An 18,980-nucleotide genomic window follows, 5' to 3' on the forward strand; every position below is an offset into this window, starting at 1 on the left:
CCCACCGCCTGATCAGTGCGGACGGCTCAGAAACCCTCGAATGAGCATGGCCAGCTCTGCTGTCTTTGCGGGCTCCTGGGCCGAAGCCGGGGAGTCTGGTCTTAACTGTCTCGGAACCGGGCGTTTATGCACGACGCGGCCCGTCGGGCGCGAGTGAGCGGAAGAAACGGGCGAATCAACGCTCTTTTCAGGGGGCAACTGTCCCGAATGTCCTGAGGGTTGACTGGGCGTCACTCAAGCGATTAGAAACACGCCGCCACAGCCGTGAACTGCCAGTTCTCGGCTGTGGAGCCATGAGTCACGCCGACCGGAAACCTCCGGGTCGGCTCATTCGGCGTGCCTATTTCGCATGCGGCGAATTGGCCCGCCGATGCGAAAGGGCATTGAGGTGAAAGTTCCGTACAGGAGATATATCTCCTGTCTGGTGGTCTCGGCGGTGGCGGGAACGCTGCTGCCGCAGGTCGCTTATGCGGCCCCGGCGTCGTCGTCGGATGACGGCGGTAAGGGGATCGTCGATCGACGGACACCGGTATCGCCCGGTCGCTGATCAAGTTCCCGCTGAGTGAGGTCCCGGCGGGCGTGAAGGTCGATGCCGCCCGCCTGGAGATGTACTACGACCAGGCGCACACCACCAACTCCAACGCGGTGACCCTGGAGGCGCACCGGGCGACGGGTGCGTGGGACGAGACGACGGCGACGTGGTCCAACACCAGTGCTTTGGCGGGTGAGTTGTCCGCCACCACCGTCATGATCGATGACGGGGCTGTGGGGACGGCGGCGGTTGGCGAGTGGCCGGGGGGCACCACGACTGGTGGGGCTGCGACCTACGACGATTTCGCGTACAACAAGAACGCGTTGACGGGTGAGTCGTACTCCTGGCAGCCGCAGGTGGCGGAGAGCGATTCCTACCGGGTGGATGTGCACTACCCGGCGGCGGCGGACGCGGCCACGGCAGCCCCGTACACCGTGAACTACAACGGCGGTACAAAGAATTACACGGTCAACCAGACCGGTACGGGCGGGGTCTGGAAGACCCTGGATGCCGCCGAGTACAGCTTCGTCAAGGGCAACACCGGCAAGATCGTGCTGGGTGACACGGGCAGCTCGACGACGCGGACGCTGGCGGACTCGGTCCGGCTGGTGAACCCGGCTCAGATCGTGAAGCCGGTGGGCAAGTACAACCAGTGGCACAAGTTCCCGGTGACCGACACGGTCCAACGCTGGGTGTCCGGGGTCAATCCCAACTACGGGTTCGTGGTGCAGGCCAAGGACGACACCCTGGCCGGGACGCTGACCGGCGGTCCGCGCTACGAGGCGGGCGACGGCGACTACGGTGGTGAGACCTCCACCATTCCGCGCCTGACCGTCACCTACGGCAAGATCGGCACCGCGCTGAACTCCCCGACCGTGGTGCACTCCACGGGCCCGGAGCTGTCCTGGCCCGCGTATGTGAACACCAGCGGCGCGGCGAACGACGACATCGTCGAGTACCAGCTGCACCGCTCCACGCAACAGGTCTTCACCCCGTCCGCCGCGACCCTGATCGCCCCGATCGCGTCCACGGCGACCTCCTACACGGACACCACGGCGGTACCGACCCCCGACTCCAGCTCCTCGGAGATCGGGAAGTCGTACTTCTACCAGCTCGCGGTCAAGACCAAGAGCGGCGAGCTGCTCGGCTCGCCGACCCGGGTGGTGGGCATCCCCAAGGCCGGCCGGACGATGAAGATCATCCAGGCGGGTCAGACGGACACCACGCTGTCCTCCGCGCAGCCCACCGTCAACCAGGACGCCATCCAGTCCTTCGGTGTGGGCCAGACTTGGCTGAGTGTCGGCAACAACTCCACCACGTACGGCAAGACCCGCGCGGTGCTGAAGTTCCCCACCACTGACATTCCCACCACCGCCACGGTGCTGGAGAACAAGATGTACATGTGGGGAGCGGAGACCACCAGCACCACCAACGGTGCCATCTACGAACTCCACTCACTGACCCGCGACTTCACCGAGACCCAGGCCACCTGGAACAACGCCACGTCCACCACCGCGTGGACCACCCCGGGCGGCGACATGTCCGCCACCGTCGCCGACACCGTCCCCCAGATCACCGACGAAGTCGGCCGCCACTGGTGGGACGCCACCGGCCTCATGCAGTCCTGGGTACGCACACCCGCCAACAACAAGGGCGTGGCCGTCAAGCTGAAGGACGAGACGACCACCGGCCCGCAGGAGCGCACTCTGTTCCTGTCGTCGGAGGCCTCCGACCCGCAGCTGCGCCCGTACATGCAGGTCATCTACGTCGACTCCACCACGGAGGACACGTACTACGCGCCGCAGACGCCGGCCCGGATGACGCCGAACTCGCAGTACACGGTCGAGTTCACGGTCACCAACACCACGTCCACGACGTGGGCTGCGGGTGAGCGGGAGCTGTCGTACACCTGGAAGCTGCCCGACGGCACGGACATGACCAACGGCGGCAACCAGCTGTCGACGGCCATTCCGGCGCTGCTGCCAGGCAAGTCCGCGACCATCCAGGCGCAGGTCAAGACCCCCATCAATTCGGACAACGGCTCCAAGCGCACCGAGTACGTGCTGGGCTGGGACGTCCGCAAGATCTCGGACGGCAGCTGGCTGTCGGCCGGGACGGGCGCCATTCCGTCGCTGAAGCAGAACGTGGCGGTGGAGGACCCGACCTCGAACGACCTGGGTCTGGAGAAGTTCTACTCCTACACCGGCAAGAACACCGGCGCCGGCTCCACGGTCATGAACAACCTGGCCTCGGGCAACAGCGTCTGGTCGTACAACGCGTTCACGAACCCGGGCCGGGGCCTGAGCACCTTCGCCCGTTTCTCGTACAACTCGCTGGACACGAGCGACACCGTCGCTGGTCACGGCTGGTCAATTCAGGCGGCAGGTCCCATCCGACTGGGCGCCCCACTGGACTTCCACCCCAACCCGAACCCGACGGAGATCCGTCTCCCCGACGGCGACGGCACCACGCACATCTTCCGCTGGGACAGCACCAACTCGGTGTGGAAGGCCCCCGCCGGTGTGCACTACAAGGTCACGATGAAGTCCGGCCTGGACTGCAAGCCGACCAAGGACCCAGTACCGGATGCCTGGACGCTCACCCGTCCTGACGGCACCCGCTTCCTGTTCGGCTGCGACGGCTACATGACGTCCACGGTCGACAAGAACGGCAACACGCAGACGTTCACCTACGAGGAGCGCAAGTCCAACAACAAGCCGACCAAGTTCCTGACCTACATCACGGACCCGGCCGGCCGTCAGTCGCTGACCATCACCTACTTCAACAAGGGTGACGCGTCCTACGACTACATCAACGCCACAGGCGCCAAGGTCACCGGCACCAACCTCACCAACTCCAAGATCTACGACCACGTGAAGTCCATGACGGACATATCCGGTCGCAAGATCTCCTTCTACTACACCGACAAGGGCCTGCTGGGGCAGTTCACCGACGGTGACGGCTTCGTGCAGCCGAAGGTGTTCAAGTTCACCTACGATGCCACGCAGGGGAACAAGAACGTCAAGCTGGTCAAGGCCACCGACCCGCGCGGCAACGCCACCAACATGGCGTACTACGCGCCGCAGGCCGGTGACGACCCGAAGTACCACTGGTGGACCAAGACGATCACCGACCGTCTCAACGGGAACACCGGCTTCGCCTACGCGGTGAACGCGGGCAACACCAAGTTCGTCGACACCACGGTCACTGACGCGGAGACACACGCCACCAAGTACGTGACGGACGACTTCGGCCGCCCCGTCCAGACGACCAACGCCAAGTCCCAGACCACCAAGATGAGCTGGGACGCGGACAACAACGTCACCTACCTCGAAGAGGCCAACAACGCCAAGACCGCGTACTGCTACGACCAGAAGACCGGCTACCCGCTGTGGTCGCGTGACGCCGAGAACAACAAGGCAGGGGTCCCGCCGTCCTCGGACTGCGCCCCGGGCACCTACCCGGCCAACGCGCAGAAGTACGAGTACCAGACCCGGCTCGACGGCTACTCCGCCGACCTGTTCACCAAGACCTCGCCCGAGGGCCGCAAGTGGCAGTTCGGCTACGACGCCTTCGGCAACCTGAAGACGGTCACCGATCCCAAGGGGGTCGCCACCGCCACCGTGGACGACTACACCACCAAGTACGAGTACGACGGCTACGGTCAGCTGACCAAGGCGACCGACGCCAACGGCAATCCGACGACCAACAGCAACTTCGGTCCGACGGGCTACCCGGCGACCATCACCGACGCGCTCGGCAAGTCGACTTCGTACGTGTACGACGCACGTGGCCAGGTCACCGAGGTCACCGACGCGCTGGGCAAGAAGACCACGCAGACCTACGACGTCTATGGGCGTCCGCTGGTCAACACGGTGCCCAAGGACCAGAACACGGGCCTGCTCATCACCACGCCCGCGCCGGTGTACGACGCCAACGACAACGTCACCACGTCGACCGCGCCCAATGGTGCCGTCTCCACGGCGGTGTACGACAAGGCCGACCACGTCAGCGAGGCGACCGTGCCGAAGGACACGGCCACCTCGGACGAGCGGAGGACGGCATACACCTACGACAAGGCCGGTCACCTCAAGACGACGACGGAGCCCAAGGGAACGCTGACCACGGCCGATCCGAACGACTACGTCACCACAAACAACTACGACGAGATCTACCAGCTCACCTCGGTGGTGAACGCCGACCAGGACAAGTTCTCCTACGAGTACGACAACGTCGGCAACGTCACCAAGGTCATCGACCCGAAGAAGAACGCCACCGCCGACACCACCGACTACACCACCAAGTCCGACTACGACCTGAACCACCGGGTCGTCACCGCCACGGACGCCGCGGGCAAGACCACCAAGAAGGCCTACGACAAGGACTCCCTGGTCGTCTCCAACACGGACGCCGAGAACAACACCGCGCTTGTCACCTATGACGAGCGGGGCAAGCAGACCGAGGTCAAGGTCCCGTACTCGGGCACCTCGCCGATCACCTACCGCTCGACGAAGTTCGAGTACGACCAGGCCGGCAACACCACCAAGGTGATCACGCCCAGGGGCGTGGCGACGGCTGCCGCGGATGACTTCACCGCGCGTACCGAGTACGACGCGCTGAACCGTCCGGTGAAGCAGTACCAGCCGTACGACCCGGCGGACTCCCGCTACAACAAGGCGGACGTCTACACGCGGACCGACTACGACGCGGTGGGCCGTGTCGACACGACCTCAATGCCGCCGTCGGAGGGCGAGACGGTCCGCAACGACACCACGTTCAGCTACTTCGACAACGGCTGGGCCAAGTCGTCCACCGACCCGTGGGACATCAAGACCACTTACGACTACAACGAGTTGGGCAAGCAGACCGCTCGCACGCTCACCTCGGCCGGCGGGTCCTCGGACCGAACCATGTCGTGGTCGTACTACCCCGACGGCAAGCTGAAGTCGAAGTCCGACGACGGCGTGCCGGTGGGCAAGTCGGTGGTCCTGAACGACAACTCCGACACGCAGAACACGTCCTCGACGGGCACCTGGGCGAGGGGCGACATCACCGGCCAGCAGGGATACGACCACCGCACGCATGCCGCGGGCAGTGGCACCGACGCGTTCACGTGGACGCTGAACATCCCGAAGGACGGCACGTACACGGCGTACGTGAAGTTCCCGAAGGTGACCGGCGCCGCGACCACGGCGAAGTACACGCTCACGCACGGTACGACGACCGAAACGGCCGTCACCAAGGACCAGAACGCGAACACCGGTACGTGGGTCAACCTCGGCTCCTACTCACTCAAGCAGGACGAGGACACCAAGCTGAGGCTGGACCAGAACAGCGGCGGCATCGCCGTCGCCGACGCGGTGAAGCTGGTGCGGGACACGGCAGGTGATCCCGCCGACACGGAGAAGAAGTCCTTCGCGTACGCCTACGACGCCAACGCCAACCTGACGTCGATCGACGACACCTCGTCCGGGGCGAACATCGACGCCTACACGGTCGCCTACTCCGGTCTCAACGAGGTGCAGAAGGTCACCGAGGCGCTGTCCGGGCAGGAGAAGAAGGCCACGTCGTTCACCTACGACGCCAACGGGCAGCCGGAAACGGTCACGCACCCGGACCAGTTCTCCAAGTACACCTATGACCTGCGGGAGTTGGTGGAGAGCATCTCGGTCGGCAAGAGCGCCACGGACGCTGACCCGAAGGTCACGTCCTACACCTACACCGACCGCGCACAGAAGCTGAAGGAGACGAAGGGCAACGGCAACACCGTCGACTACACGTACTACCTGAACGGCACCGTCGCGTCCACGACGGAGAAGAAGCCGAACGGCTCCCTGGTCGCCTCGCACTCCTATGCCTACGACCCGAACGGCAGCAAGGCGCAGGACGTCGCGAAGAAGATGAACGCCGACGACCACGCAGCGTACCTCTCCTCGACGACCGACTACACCTACGACCCTGTCGACCGGCTGGCCAAGTCGGTCAAGTCCGGCAACGGCGCGGGCACGGAGACGTACGTCCACGACGACAACGCGAACGTCGTCAGCCAGTCGGTGGGCGCGACGAGCAGCACCTACGAGTATGACCGGAACCGCCTGCTGTCGATGACGACGGGCGGTGCGACGGCCAGTTACACCTACGACCCGTTCGGGCGGCAGGAGTCGGTGACGGCCCAGGGCAAGGTCATTCAGCGCAGCGTCTACGACGGATTCGACCACGTCGTGGAGTCCCAGAAGATGGACGACACCGGCGCGCTGAAGTCGACGGAGTACAGCTTCGACCCGCTGGACCGCACCACCTCGAAGACGGCGGACGGCAAGACCACCGCCTACGAGTACCTGGGTATGTCCGATGAGGTACTGGACGAGAAGGTCGGCAGTCAGCTGACCAAGTCGTACCAGTACAGCCCATGGGGCGAGCGACTGTCGCAGATCAAGCACAACACCGACGGCACGACGGAGGACGGCTACTACGGATACAACAGCCACACCGACTCGAGACCCTGACGGACAAGAACGGCGACACGAAGGCGACGTACGGCTACACGGCGTACGGCGCTGACGACAAGTCGGAGTTCACCGGCATCGACAAGCCCGACGCCGGCGACCCGACCAAGGAGGCGTACAACGCCTACCGCTACAACGCCAAACGCTGGGACTCGCAGTCCGGCACATACGACATGGGCTTCCGCGACTACGACCCGGGGCTCAACCGCTTCACGACCCGGGACATGTACACCGGGGCCCTGGCCGACATGAGCCTCGGAGCGGACCCCTACACTGGAAACCGCTATGCGTTCACCGGTGGTAACCCGGTCAGCTTCGTCGAACTCGACGGTCACCTTCCCTGCGCACCGGGCGTGCCGGAGATCGGCAACACGTGCGGCGGCAGCGGAGGCGGCTTCCTGTCGCCCCTCGTTCCGTCGGGTGCCGCCGTGGCTCCTACGGTCGAGAACGGGAAGCTGCGCGGAATTCTCGGTGACATCTACCTCAAGCCGGGATCGGTTCCGGAGGTCGGTGACGGAAAGGTGAGCTCCGCGCTGATCAACGAACTCAAGACGGGCAATCCGACCAAGGGACTGTGGCATGTGGCCGACGCCGCCGACCAGTTGACCCGGCTGACGAAGCTCCTTGAGGACGACCGGAAGCCGGACAAGAAGGTCAACCTCTCAGAGGCGGACCGTAACGTCGCCCTGGCCGAGGCCGACGAAATCTGGAGGGCCCTGAACACGGTCGACGAGAACGGCGCGGTGACCAAGCTCATCAATGAGAACCAGGAGGTGCACAACGCCGTGAAGTCGGCGGGTGATCGCATGTGGCGCGCTCCTTCGATGAAGGCCATCACCGGCGGCGAATTCGAGGCAAACCCGCATGGGGTGCCACGCCTCAAGGGGGAACCCAGGCTGCCGAAGCTGCTCAACGGGGCAGGGGCGCTCGGTGACCTCCTCTTCATCTGGGACGGAATGCGTTCCCTTTTCCGAGGGGACCAACCGTGTGATGTGATGGGAGACTGCCCGGTTCCTGAGGTCGCGTAGCGACTGACGGCCGGACGGATTGCGGCGCCCCTTTGCGTACGGAACGCAAAGGGGCGCCGCCCGGGAAAAGAACTGAGCAGACGTATGAAGGGCAGAGACGAAGTGACGGAAGCGGCGGACGGCGCCGAGCGCGAGCAGGCCGGTCCCACGGCTTCCGCGCTCGTGCGGGACCTCATTCGGGAGTGCTTTCCGGCGCAGCGGGAGGTGATTCTCGCGTTGGAGGAGGACGAGCGTGAGTACGCCGACTCGGTGAACAGGCCTGCTGCCGAAGTGGGGGCGTACACCTTGATCAGCGAGGTCTTCGTGGATGAGGTGCTGAAGCCGCTCCTCGATTCCGTTCCCTTGGACGAGGAACTGGCGAATCGGTGTGCATACTTCCTGGAACGCCTATTGGAGCTGGGGAGTCACAGCCCCTTCATCAAGGAAATGACCAGCATCCGCGTAACGGATCAGCTGCTGGGCTATCCGGAGAACTGGGAGAAGCTCCGCCCGCACGCCGGGGAGTTGTTGCAGCGTGAAGTGCGGGAGCGTCGGGTCCATTACACCGGTCCGTTCCCTGTGTGATGGCCCGGGGCCCAATCGCCATGAGTTAAGCCGTGTCGGGTGTCAGCTCAGGGCTCTCGCAAGGTCGAGTTGATCTTGTGAAGTGGCTGGTCAGGGCGAGGGTGACCGAACCTGCCGAAGCTCCGTTGATGCGAGTGACCTCTCAAGTCCCTTGCGCACAACGGAGCTTCGGTGATTCGTGAGTCTGCCATGCCTGCGCTCGTGCGTTCTGTTCTGTCGCCCCGGCGGGTGACACAGTCGAGGGTTGGGATCCTCGTGGACGTCGGGGCAGGCGGTATCCGCTGGTCGCGTTGGTGCGGGCGGCTGCCTATGCGGTCGCATGCGGTCGCGGCCGGGGCGCGTTCGTACGCGGCGGTGGGGCAATGGCTGCGGCGGGCCCCGCAGGACACCCTGGGCCGGCTGGGCTTCCCGGTGCGCGGGGCGCTGGGCGAGCGGCCCGCCGCGTCGATGGACGCAGTGCGACGGGTCATCGAGCGACTGCGCCCCGAGGGCCTGGCCGCGCTGGCGAGGCCCGTCGTGGAGCCGCCGGACGGCCCGGCACGCCTGGCGGCGGACGGTAGGAGGGGTCTTCGAAGTTAAGCGGTGCGGAGGTGCATGCGGGCTCGCCGCGTGGTGACGCAACGTGTCCGTAGTCGCTGGTTGCCTGCGTTGCGGAAGCCGAACGCGTGGCGCGCGACGAGCTTGATCACGCGGTTGATCCGGGAACGCTGGTCTCCTCACGCACCTACGCCTACGACCCCAACGGGAACAAAGCGCAGGACGTGGCGCAGAAGATGAACGCCGCCAACCACTCAACCGACCTGTCCTCCACCACTGACTACACCTATGACCCGGCCCACCGGCTCGCCAAGTCGGTCAAGACGGGTACAGGTGCCGGTACGGAGACGTACGTCCACGACGACAACGCCAACGTCATCGGGCAGACGGTCAAGGACGCCACCACCGTCTACGAGTACGACCGGAACCGGCTGCTCAGGGCCACCACCGGTGGCTCGGCCGCCAACTACACCTACGACCCGTTCGGCCGCCAGGAGTCGGTCACCGCGGGCGGCAAGGTCATCGAGCGAAGCGTGTACGACGGCTTCGACCACGTCGTGGAGTCCCAGAAGATGGACGGGATCGGCGCGATGCACCGAGAACTGGCAGAAGGCCCTGGGTGACCACAAGCCCTGGGGCAGCGCTTCGGTCACCAGGAAGGACGATCAGAACGACCGCGTCACCCGACCAGGAAGTCCGCCTTCCCGGCCTTGGCCCCCTGGATGAATGCCTCGATCTCGTTGGAGGTGTAGATCAGGGCGGGGCCGTCCGGGTCAGCGGACTGACGCACCGCGACCCTGCCGTCGGCCAGCTTCATCGTCTCGAAGCAGTTTCCGCCGTTGCCGCCGCTCCACGGCTTGTGCCAGCCCTCTTCGCCCAGTTGGGCCGCCGGCATGCCGTTGTATATGTTGTGATCCATTACAACTCCTTGCGGAGATCCCTGAGAATCTCCTTCGTGCGTTGCGCAGTCGCGGCCTGGGCCGCCATGCGGTCCAGAACCTCCAGATGCGAGGCGACCTCGGGGCGGGCGTCCAGGTAGACGGCGCCAGTGAGGTACTCGCTGTAGACCATGTCCGGGAGCTCGGGGACGGCGAACCGGAAGAGGACGAACGGCCCGTAGGTGCCGGGGTGATGTCCGGTCGCGAACTCCGCGATCTGCAGGGTGACATGGGGCAGCCGGGCCCATTCGAGCAGCTGGTCGATCTGCGCTCGCATGACGCCGGGGCCACCGACGGGCCGGCGGAAGACCGTCTCGTCCATGATCACCCAGAACTTGGGTGCGTCGGGTCGGGTCAGCAGAGCCTGGCGTTCCATCCGCAACGCCACATGGCGCTCGATGTCGGCCGGGTCGGTCTGCCCGACGGCTCCGCAGGTCATGATGGCCCGGGCGTAGTCCTCCGTCTGCAGCAGACCGGGCACAAAGTGCGGCTCATAAGTCCGGATAAGGGCGGCGGCGCCCTCCAGACTGACGTACATACTGAACCAGCCGGGCAGAACGTCGTGAAAGCGCTGCCACCAGCCGGGCTTGTTGGCCTCCTCGGCGAGCTCGATAAAACCTCGGGCCTCGTCGTCAGTGATCCCGTAGGCGTTCAGCAGCAGTTGGACATAGGGGATCTTCAGCGCGACCTCGGCTGTTTCCATCCGGCGGATGGTGCCTGCGGCCACGCGAAGGATCTTTGCCGCTTCCTCGCGCCTGAGTCCGGCCCGCTCCCGCAGATCCTGCAAGCGCCTGCCGAGTACGACCTGGCCCACCGTGGGGGCGGACCGCGGTTCACTCACTTCGAGACCTCCCCACGTGCTGTCGCGAGCAGTGTGCCACGCTCCCGCGGAGATGAATATGCCCACTCTGAATTTTTCAAAGTGACCCTTGCCAAGGTGGCAATTGCAGCGGGAGAGTGGTCGGGTGAACCGTGACGCGCTCACCGCCCCGCTCGTGGACCAGTGCCCGGGGGCCGACCACCGGTACAACTTTGAACTTCCGGCGCGCGTCGAGTTCGTCGCGAGAGCGAGAAGACTCACGCACGAACAGCTGCACTTGTGGGGAATAGGCGGCGACGTTCGCGACACAGCGATGCTCGTCGTGTCCGAACTGGTCACCAACGCGGTCGTGCACACCGATGGCCATCTGGTGGCCTGCGAACTCCTTATCGGCGCGGAGCTCCTGCGAATAACCGTGCAGGACCAGGGGGCATCCCCTGCCGTCCCGCACGTGTGCCACACCGTCGAAGAAGAACGCGGGCGCGGCCTTCTGCTGGTCGAGGCCGTCAGCAGCGCCTGGGGGGCGGACGAGTCGAAGCACGGCCCCGGCCGTCTGGTCTGGGCGGAACTGCCACACGCCCGCACCTCCCAGCAGACCGGCATTCCACCCGTTCCGCAGAGGCCATGCTGAAAAGCCTGGCGACTCTCCTCTTCTCCCGGAGCGTCCGCCGCGGCACCTGCCGCACCAAGACCGCGCTCGCCGAGCGCCCGTTGACCCGGCTCGTCCTTCCGCCCACGCTCCCGGCCCATCTGGGCTGTGATGCCGTGGGCGTTCCCGCGCGCCACGGCTTCCGGCTGCTGGGCGGACTACCGCGCCACGGCTGCGTCTTCGCCGACACCGACTGGTGGTGGTGGATCGTGCCGGCCGGCTCGGACCTGGAGCTGACCTGGCCGCTGCCCTCGCACTACGCCCGCGGGGCGTACGTGCCTGCGGCGAATCCCCGGCTGATCCGGCGGCCCGACGACGCCAGCCCCTACACTCCGCCGATACCGCTCTATCTGATGGCCTGCCAGCTCACCGGAACCGCTCCCCTGTGGACGGCCGGCGTGGGCGGCGCGCACAGCACCTGACCAGGCGCCGGGGCGTACACCAGGGGGCAGGAAAGATCAGCCCCCGCAGCCCGAACACCCATCGGACCGCATAGGCTTCGGTGCATGTCGGAAGCCAATTCGAGCCCGGAGCGGCAGGGGCTCACACCACGCCAGGCACGTCATGTTCGGATAGCCCTCTCCGCGCTCATCATGATCGCCGTGGGTGTCACGCTCGTGCTGCGGCTGGGCAGCACGCACTCGGTGCTGACAGTGGGCTTCTACGGCATCGCGCTGATCCTCTCGGGCAGCGCGCTGGTACTCAGCCGCCAGGGGCGTACACGGGTGGCCACGGCAGTGCTGGGGGTCGGGGTCGCGGTGGCCCTTGTGGCGGAGTGGGCCGTGGCATCGATGCGCTGAAGACGGCAACGCACCGAAGACGGCGATGAGCTGAGGCGGCGATGAGCCGACGGAGCGGGCCGTCAGGCCGTCGTGCCGCTCGCGTCTCAGCCGCTGGAGACAGCTCGCAGATGCGACTTGCCCCGCCGCACATCGGGCGAGACGGACCGCCCCTCGCGCAGGACCAGCGTCAACCGGGTGAAGCCCTGGCCCTGAAGGGTCCCGGGGGTCTCGTCGACGATCCGGCACTCGGTCCGCCCCCGCCGGGGATCAGGGTGGTGCAACGGCCGTACGGCTCCGTCGTGATGCATGGCAGCCGCCCCCATGGCGCGCATCCAGTGCGGAAGTCCGCAGCGGTAGGCGGCGTCCATGATCGGGTCGTCCGCGATGTCGCGACGAATGGCCTGAAGGACTCGGTCCTGCGGGTAACACTCCAGGGCCGCGTCGAGCTGCGCCAGTAAGGGCAGGCACCAGCTCGTCTCACGGTCGCCGAGCACCGTCCCGGCGTCCGGGTGGAAGAGCACGAACCTGAGGAAGTTCTCGGCGGGCATGGCCGTGGGGTGCGGGGCGATGCCGCGGAACAGCGCCTCGAAGGCATGGTTGGCGTGTGCCACGTCCCAACGCCGGTCGAACAGCACCGAAGGCATCGGCACGGCGTCCATCATCGCGGCGTAGTCGTGCAGGTAGGCACGGGTTTCGGGGTCGGGCGCAGCAAGCGGATCTGGCTCGTCCGGCGCCGCGGGCAGGATGGGCAGCGCGGGTGCGGGCCCGGGCGCGAACGGGCGCGTGGGCCGTGAGGGGAAGGCCGGGCCCGAGGGGCGCGCCGGCCCCAGCGGAGGCGCGGAAAGGGCGGCTGTCACGGGCCGGCCGGGGGTGGCCGGCGGGTCGCGGTCGACGGCGAGACGGAAGAGCCAGCCACCCTGCTGGTCGCTCATCTCCAGGGCCTTGACCAGGGCAATGAGCCGCTCGTCGGTCCAGTCCTGAGCGGGGGTGCGTTCCCAGCTTCCGTACGCGCCGGTGCTGATCTCGAGCCGGGCGGCCACGTCCTCGACGCTCAGCCCGAGTTCCTCGCGGCGCCGCCTGATGACATCGGTGACGCGCCTCGCCCGGAGCGCGCCGCGGGCCGTGCCGAAGTGGCCTCGCCGCCCATGGGCACCGGGTCGTTCCACGCCTGCCTCATGTGTCATCGAGAATGCCACCCTCTCGAAGTCCCGGTGCGGCAGGGCCATTTGGATCATCACCGCGTGGCGATCCTGCTACCCGCACCCGGACATGTCAACTATCGTGGCATTGACCGCCGCTGAGCGTCCAGATCGCGCCACAGCTGTGGCAAGGCCTGGTTACACTTCTCTGGAACAGTTACTCTCCCGGCAGCCCACTGTGTGCGGAGCGACCTCGCGTGATCTAGGAGACCTACTGGTGACAGACGGCTTCTCGGTTCCGGTCCCGACAGCCGCAGGCCCCCTGGCGGCGTCGATTTCCCGTCTGGCCGAACTCGCGGGCAAGCTCGGTGTGCCTCACAGTGAGGTCTTCGACGTACATCAGCTCTCCGAGGCCTCCGGCGTCCCCGCCGATGTGGTCGGGGACCTCCTCGACGGCAGGCCCGCGGGCGAACCCGACCTCCAGGCACGCTTCCTTCAGCGCTTCGACCTGCTGCGCAGGACCCGGCTCAAGCCCAACGGCCGCCGCTACACACAGCAGGAGATCGCCGACGGCGCAGGCATGTCGCGGCAGCAGGCGGGGGCTCTCATCAACGGCGACCGCAGACCGACCATGGAGCACTGCGACGCCATCCAGCGCTTCTTCAAGGTCCACGCCGGATTCCTCACCGCGGAGGACGCCGACGCGCTCGACGGCGCCCTGCAGCGCACCGAGCAGACGCTGCTGCACGACTACGCGGGCGACAGCGACCCCCTGGAGCGTCTGCTGCAGGACCACGGGGTACGGGGCATCGCCTGGCGCGCGGCCCAGCTCCCCACCGACAAACACCGCGACAAGGTCACCGAATGGCTCGACATGCTCCTCGAGAGCGTCAAGCCGACGGAGTCCTGAAGTGAACCACGCACCGACGGGAGAACGGTGAACAAAGGCAAAGAGATGCGGCGGTTGTGCGGCGAACTGATCGCCGGAATCGACCTGCCCGTCCCCGCGGAACCGACGGACCTCTACGCCACCCTGTGCGCCAGGATGAGCGGCCGACGCGGCCGGCCGGTCCAGTTCCGCATGGCCTCCTTCCCCCCGGGAACCGCCAGCGGGCTCTGGCTCGACATGGCGGACCAGGACCTCATCGTCATCGAGGAGCGCACCGCTCCCGATCACCAACTGGTCATCCTCGGCCATGAGTTGTGGCACATGCAGGCCGGTCACTCCAGCCACCACGTCGAGGGCGCCGCCGTCGCGGCACGCCTGCTGAACGACGGCGCCGACCTGCAGGACACCGTCCTCAAGGTCGCGGCTCGTACGCATTTCGACGTCGCCGAGGAGAGCGAGGCGGAGAGCTTCGGACTGCTGCTGAGCTCCAAGTGCCGTTCGCTGCTGTCGAGTTCACCCAGACGGGGTCTCCCGGGCCTGGATGTCATCGAGGGCCGTATCGAGGCGTCACTGGGGTACCGAAAGCCGCAGGGCTGATGCGTGGAAGGCCTGGACTTCTACATACCGGGCGCCGCCCTCGCCGTCGCGTTCGCCTGCCGGCTGCCGGGATTCAGCCGCAGCTGGCGTGACCCGCTGCTGCGGTCCGTCAGCGCACTGCTGCTCGTGGCCGTCTCGGTGTTCTTCTTCGCCGCGCCGCCCACCATCGCCGCGGTCAACCGCATCACCGGCATTCCCAACTTCTCCGCGCCGCTGGTCTATTGCATCCTCACGGCGTTCAGCGCCTCCTGCCTGGTGCTCGTCATCAACTGGCGCGGCGGCCCGCCCGAGGTGACCCGACGCGCGTCCCGCCGCACCATCACCGCGTACGGCGCCGTGATAGTGGCGATGATCGTCCTCTTCGCTCTCGGCGACGCACCCGTCGAGCGGCTGCGCGATCTGGACACGTACTACGCCAACACTCCGTACATGCGCGAGATGATCGTTCTCTATCTCGTGTCGCACACGGTGGCGGCGGTCGTGATGTCGGTCCTGTGCAGGCGCTGGTCCCTGGTGGTGCACGGCTGGTTGCGTACCGGCCTGGTGCTCATCATGACCGGCTACTTCCTCAACATCGGGTTCGACGCCGTCAAGTACACCGCAGTGTCCGCCCGTTGGGCCGGCTACAACCTGGACTGGCTCAGCACCCGCGTCGCACCGCCGCTGGCGTCCGCCTCCGCCCTGATCATCGCCACGGGGTTCATTCTCCCGCTGGTCGGCCAGCGCCTCGCCGACGCCTGGCGCAAGTGGTCGACCTACCGCAAGCTCGGCACCCTGTGGCGGGAACTGCGCTCGGCGGCACCCGGAGGCACGGCCGCGGTCCGGATCTCCCTGTGGTCCTCCCTCGACCTCCGGCTGACCCAGCGCGAGGCCTTCATCCACGACGGCATCCTCGCCCTGGACCCCTACTTCGACCACGCCCTGCGGGCGGACTCCCATGCCGCGGCGCACGCCCACGGAGCCGGCGCCGACGAGGCGGACGCGGTCGCCGAGGCCGCGATGCTGGCCGCCGCGGTCATCGCCCGGGACGCCGACCCGCAAGGAACGATCATCACCTCGGCGGACACCCGTGCCGCCCTGCCCAAGCAGGCACAGCGCGATCTCGTCGGTATGTCACGGGCGTTGCGTCACTCGCCTGTCGTCGCAGCAGCACGCCGCCGTTGCGCGGCCAGGTCAGAGAGCAGCCACCCATGAGCGAACCCCAGAGACCCGACGCCGGCCCCGCCCCGCGTCGCGCCGTCGTCATCGGCGCGGGACTGGCCGGGCTGCTGGCCGCCGCCGCACTGGGCGAGTTCGCCGACGAGATCACGGTCGTGGAGCGCGACGCCCTCCCGGCCGGGCCCGAGCCCCGCAAGCACCTGCCCCAGGCAGGTCACGCGCACATCCTGTGGTGCGGCGGGGTCGAGGCGATCGAGTCCGTACTGCCCGGTGTCACCGCTCGCTGGCTGGCGGCCGGGGCCCGGCGGATCCCGCTGCCGACCGCCATGGTCGGGCTCTCTCCGCAGGGCTGGTACCGGCGCTGGACCGAGGAGACGCACTATCTGATCTCCTGCAGCCGCGACCTCCTCGACTGGGTGGTGCGCGAGCAGGTGCTGGCCGCCCCCGGCATCACCCTGCTCGCACGCACCAAGGTGCTGTCCCTGGAAGGCGATTCGGCCCGGATCACGGGAGTACGGGTACGGACCGCCGAGGGCACCGAGCGCGTCCTCGAAGCCGACCTGGTCGTCGACTGCAGCGGCCGAGGCACCCGTACACCGCAGCTGCTGGGCGCGCTGGGGGTCGAGAGCGTACGAGTCGACGAGGTGGACACCGGCCTGGTGTACGCGAGCCGTCTCTTCCGCGCCCCGGAGAAAACCGGGGACTTCCCCATCGTCAATGTGCAGTCCAACGCCCGCGAACCGCGGCCCGGACAGTCCGCGGTCATCCTCCCCGTCGAGGACGGGCGCTGGCTTGTGACACTCTCCGGCACCCGGGGCGGCGAGCCGACCAAGGCGGCCGACGCCTTCGAAGCCTTCGCCCGCTCGGTCAGGCACCCGGTCGTCGGCGAGCTCATCTCCGGTGCCGAGCCGCTCAGCGATGTGGTCACCTTCGGCAACACGGCCAACCGGCGCCGGTACTTCGAGAAGGTCCGCGGCTGGCCCGAGGGCTTCGTCGCGGTGGGTGACGCGGTCGCCACCTTCAATCCGGTCTACGGCCACGGCATGTCGGTGGCGGCACAGGGCGTACGGGCCCTGCGCGATCAGATCCGCAACCGCGGGATCACCGCGCCCGGCCTCGCCAGGCGCGCACAGCGCGCCATCGCCAAACCCGCGTCCACGGCCTGGGACCTCGCCACCGGACAGGACATCTTCTACCCCGGGGCGACCGGGAAGGAGCCCGGCGCGGTGGACCGGCTGCTCGGCCGCTACGTCGACCGCCTGATGCTGACGTCGACCGGAAACTTCCTGGTCGTCGACGCCCTGACCGATGTGATGACCCTGTCCGCACCCATCTCGACGCTCGTCCGCCCCCGGGTTGTGCTGGCCGCGCTGCGCGGACCCGGGCTGCCGCCCCTGCCGGGGCCGCCGCTGACCGACGAGGAACTGCGCAGCGCCGCCAGGCCCCGCGGCGAGCGGAAGACGGAGCTCGAAACCGATCCGGCGGACGCGTGAGACCGAACGGGCCCGGGAACCACCCACCGCTGGAGCCCAAGGCCGACCGGGAGACGGTACGACGGCACAACCTCAGCCTGGTGCTGCGGGCGGTCCGCGACGCGGGCGAGGTGACCCGGGCCGGTGTATCGGCGCGGGTGGGGCTGACCCGGGCGGCCGTCTCCTCCCTGGTCGAACAGCTCCTGGACAGCGGGTTCCTGACGGAGTCGGGCAAGACATTCAGCGGTCAGGCGGGCCGTCCGGGCACGGTAGTGAAGGTGGCCCGTACCGGAGTCGCGGGCATCGGGGTCGAGATCAACGTCGACTATGTCGCGGTGTGCGTGGTCGACCTGGCGGGCAGCGACCGGGTGCGGCTGGTCGAGCACATCGACAACAGCGGCGCGCCGCCCGAGCTGGTGCTGGGCCGGGCCGCGGTGATCGCCGCGCGGGCCCTGGTGTCCGCGGCCGAGCAGGAACTGCACCCGGTCGGCGTCCAGTTGGCTCTCCCCGGCCTGGTCTCTGCCGGTACCGTCCGGTACGCGCCCAACCTCGGCTGGACACATGTCGCGGCCGAAGTCCCGTTCGCCGAGGCGCTCGCCGCTCTGCGTCCCGCTGATCCCGCCCTGCCGGTGCGGTCCGAGAACGAGGCCAATGTGGCGGCCCTGGCGGAGCTGTGGTTCGGGGACCTCGCCGACGTGCGCGGCTTCCTGTATCTGACGGGCGAGATCGGCGTCGGCGGCGCGCTGGTTCTGAACGGTGAACTGCTGCGCGGCGCGCACGGTTTCGCCGGCGAGATCGGCCATGTCGTGGTGTCCCCTGACGGCCCCGAATGCCGGTGCGGCTCGCGCGGCTGCCTGGAGCAGTACGCCGGCCAGGCGGCGCTGCTGCGAGCCGCTGGACTCGACGAGACCAGCGGCGCCCGGGGCGTGGCCGAGCTGGAACGGCGGGCCCGCGCGGGCGACGAGCGTGCGGTGGCAGCCCTGCGACGCGCCGGGCTCATGCTGGGCCGGGTCCTGTCCGGCGCGGTGAACCTCTTCGACCCGGACGCGGTGGTGCTCGGCGGGATCTATCCACCGCTGCTGCCGTGGCTGGCGCCGCCGGCCGACGGCGAGCTGTCGGGCCGGGTGGTCTCGGGCCTGTGGCCCGAGACGGCGGGCCGCCTGCGCGCAGCGTCCCCGGCGGCGGACGCGGCGCGGGGGGCGGCGGCGCTGGTGGTACGGGAGGTACTGGGGGATCCGGTGCGGTATGCGGCGCGGGCAGCGGGGTAGTCGGGGCTGCGGGGCGGGTCGCCTACGGCGGGCTTTGCCCCCACCCCGCCCTCCCCCTACGGCCTGGCGGCCGTGGGAGGTACCCCCATCCCGTAACCAAG

14 protein-coding genes and 1 pseudogene are annotated in these 18,980 nt (G+C 67.6%); 12 read left to right on the top strand and 3 right to left on the bottom strand.

What is annotated here, in order from left to right:
* Positions 1-516: 516 nt before the first annotated feature.
* From FBY35_RS05905 to FBY35_RS05920, 4 genes and pseudogenes are all read left to right on the top strand, one after another.
* Positions 517-7,388 (top strand): annotated as a pseudogene (locus FBY35_RS05905) (DNRLRE domain-containing protein); the annotation flags it as partial.
* Between the two features lie 780 nt (positions 7,389-8,168).
* Positions 8,169-8,630: a hypothetical protein gene (locus FBY35_RS05910; protein WP_142212768.1), complete on the top strand. Its 462-nt coding sequence runs from the start codon at positions 8,169-8,171 to the stop codon at positions 8,628-8,630.
* A gap of 309 nt (positions 8,631-8,939) precedes the next feature.
* Positions 8,940-9,209 (top strand): transposase family protein, encoded by a 270-nt coding sequence (locus FBY35_RS05915; protein WP_142212769.1) that lies wholly within the window; start codon positions 8,940-8,942, stop codon positions 9,207-9,209.
* 86 nt (positions 9,210-9,295) lie between these two features.
* Positions 9,296-9,790, top strand: a complete 495-nt coding sequence (locus tag FBY35_RS05920; protein WP_142212770.1) for a hypothetical protein — start codon at positions 9,296-9,298, stop codon at positions 9,788-9,790.
* A gap of 56 nt (positions 9,791-9,846) precedes the next feature.
* Here the strand turns inward: FBY35_RS05920 and FBY35_RS05925 are convergent, their stop codons facing one another.
* A complete protein-coding gene (locus FBY35_RS05925) occupies positions 9,847-10,086 on the bottom strand; it encodes a DUF397 domain-containing protein (RefSeq protein WP_142212771.1) in 240 nt (79 codons plus the stop codon).
* Entirely contained in the window at positions 10,086-10,946 is an 861-nt protein-coding gene (locus tag FBY35_RS05930; RefSeq protein ID WP_142212772.1) for a helix-turn-helix transcriptional regulator, read from the bottom strand. The genes FBY35_RS05925 and FBY35_RS05930 overlap by 1 nt, the downstream gene beginning before the upstream one ends.
* A 124-nt stretch (positions 10,947-11,070) precedes the next feature.
* Here FBY35_RS05930 and FBY35_RS05935 point away from each other — a divergent pair, with 124 nt between their 5' ends.
* The 3 genes from FBY35_RS05935 to FBY35_RS05945 all read left to right on the top strand — a co-directional run bounded on the left by FBY35_RS05935 (position 11,071) and on the right by FBY35_RS05945 (position 12,374).
* On the top strand, positions 11,071-11,556 hold the full coding sequence (locus FBY35_RS05935; protein ID WP_142212773.1) for an ATP-binding protein: 486 nt from the start codon (positions 11,071-11,073) through the stop codon (positions 11,554-11,556).
* Positions 11,550-11,996, top strand: a complete 447-nt coding sequence (locus FBY35_RS05940) for a hypothetical protein (protein ID WP_260848529.1) — start codon at positions 11,550-11,552, stop codon at positions 11,994-11,996. Before FBY35_RS05935 ends, FBY35_RS05940 begins: the two co-directional genes overlap by 7 nt.
* A gap of 84 nt (positions 11,997-12,080) precedes the next feature.
* Positions 12,081-12,374: a hypothetical protein gene (locus FBY35_RS05945; RefSeq protein WP_142212774.1), complete on the top strand. Its 294-nt coding sequence runs from the start codon at positions 12,081-12,083 to the stop codon at positions 12,372-12,374.
* Between the two features lie 86 nt (positions 12,375-12,460).
* Here the strand turns inward: FBY35_RS05945 and FBY35_RS05950 are convergent, their stop codons facing one another.
* Positions 12,461-13,540, bottom strand: coding sequence for a helix-turn-helix domain-containing protein (locus tag FBY35_RS05950; RefSeq protein WP_142212775.1), 1,080 nt, complete (start codon positions 13,538-13,540; stop codon positions 12,461-12,463).
* Between the two features lie 232 nt (positions 13,541-13,772).
* On the opposite strand from FBY35_RS05950, the gene FBY35_RS05955 reads away from it, so the two are divergent.
* From FBY35_RS05955 to FBY35_RS05975, 5 genes are read left to right on the top strand one after another with little or no spacing between them, the layout of a single operon-like run.
* Positions 13,773-14,405 (top strand): helix-turn-helix transcriptional regulator, encoded by a 633-nt coding sequence (locus tag FBY35_RS05955; protein WP_142212776.1) that lies wholly within the window; start codon positions 13,773-13,775, stop codon positions 14,403-14,405.
* Between the two features lie 45 nt (positions 14,406-14,450).
* Positions 14,451-14,981, top strand: a complete 531-nt coding sequence (locus FBY35_RS05960) for a toxin-antitoxin system, toxin component (RefSeq protein WP_142214924.1) — start codon at positions 14,451-14,453, stop codon at positions 14,979-14,981.
* Between the two features lie 3 nt (positions 14,982-14,984).
* The gene (locus FBY35_RS05965; RefSeq protein WP_142212777.1) at positions 14,985-16,175 is read left to right on the top strand and encodes an MAB_1171c family putative transporter; all 1,191 of its coding nucleotides are present in this window, start codon (positions 14,985-14,987) and stop codon (positions 16,173-16,175) included.
* The gene (locus FBY35_RS05970; protein WP_142212778.1) at positions 16,172-17,632 is read left to right on the top strand and encodes an FAD-dependent monooxygenase; all 1,461 of its coding nucleotides are present in this window, start codon (positions 16,172-16,174) and stop codon (positions 17,630-17,632) included. Before FBY35_RS05965 ends, FBY35_RS05970 begins: the two co-directional genes overlap by 4 nt.
* On the top strand, positions 17,629-18,879 hold the full coding sequence (locus tag FBY35_RS05975) for an ROK family protein (RefSeq protein ID WP_142212779.1): 1,251 nt from the start codon (positions 17,629-17,631) through the stop codon (positions 18,877-18,879). The genes FBY35_RS05970 and FBY35_RS05975 overlap by 4 nt, the downstream gene beginning before the upstream one ends.
* The last annotated feature ends 101 nt before the right edge of the window (positions 18,880-18,980 follow it).

Origin of the sequence: Streptomyces sp. SLBN-118, assembly GCF_006715635.1 — a bacterium.
GTDB lineage: Bacteria > Actinomycetota > Actinomycetes > Streptomycetales > Streptomycetaceae > Streptomyces.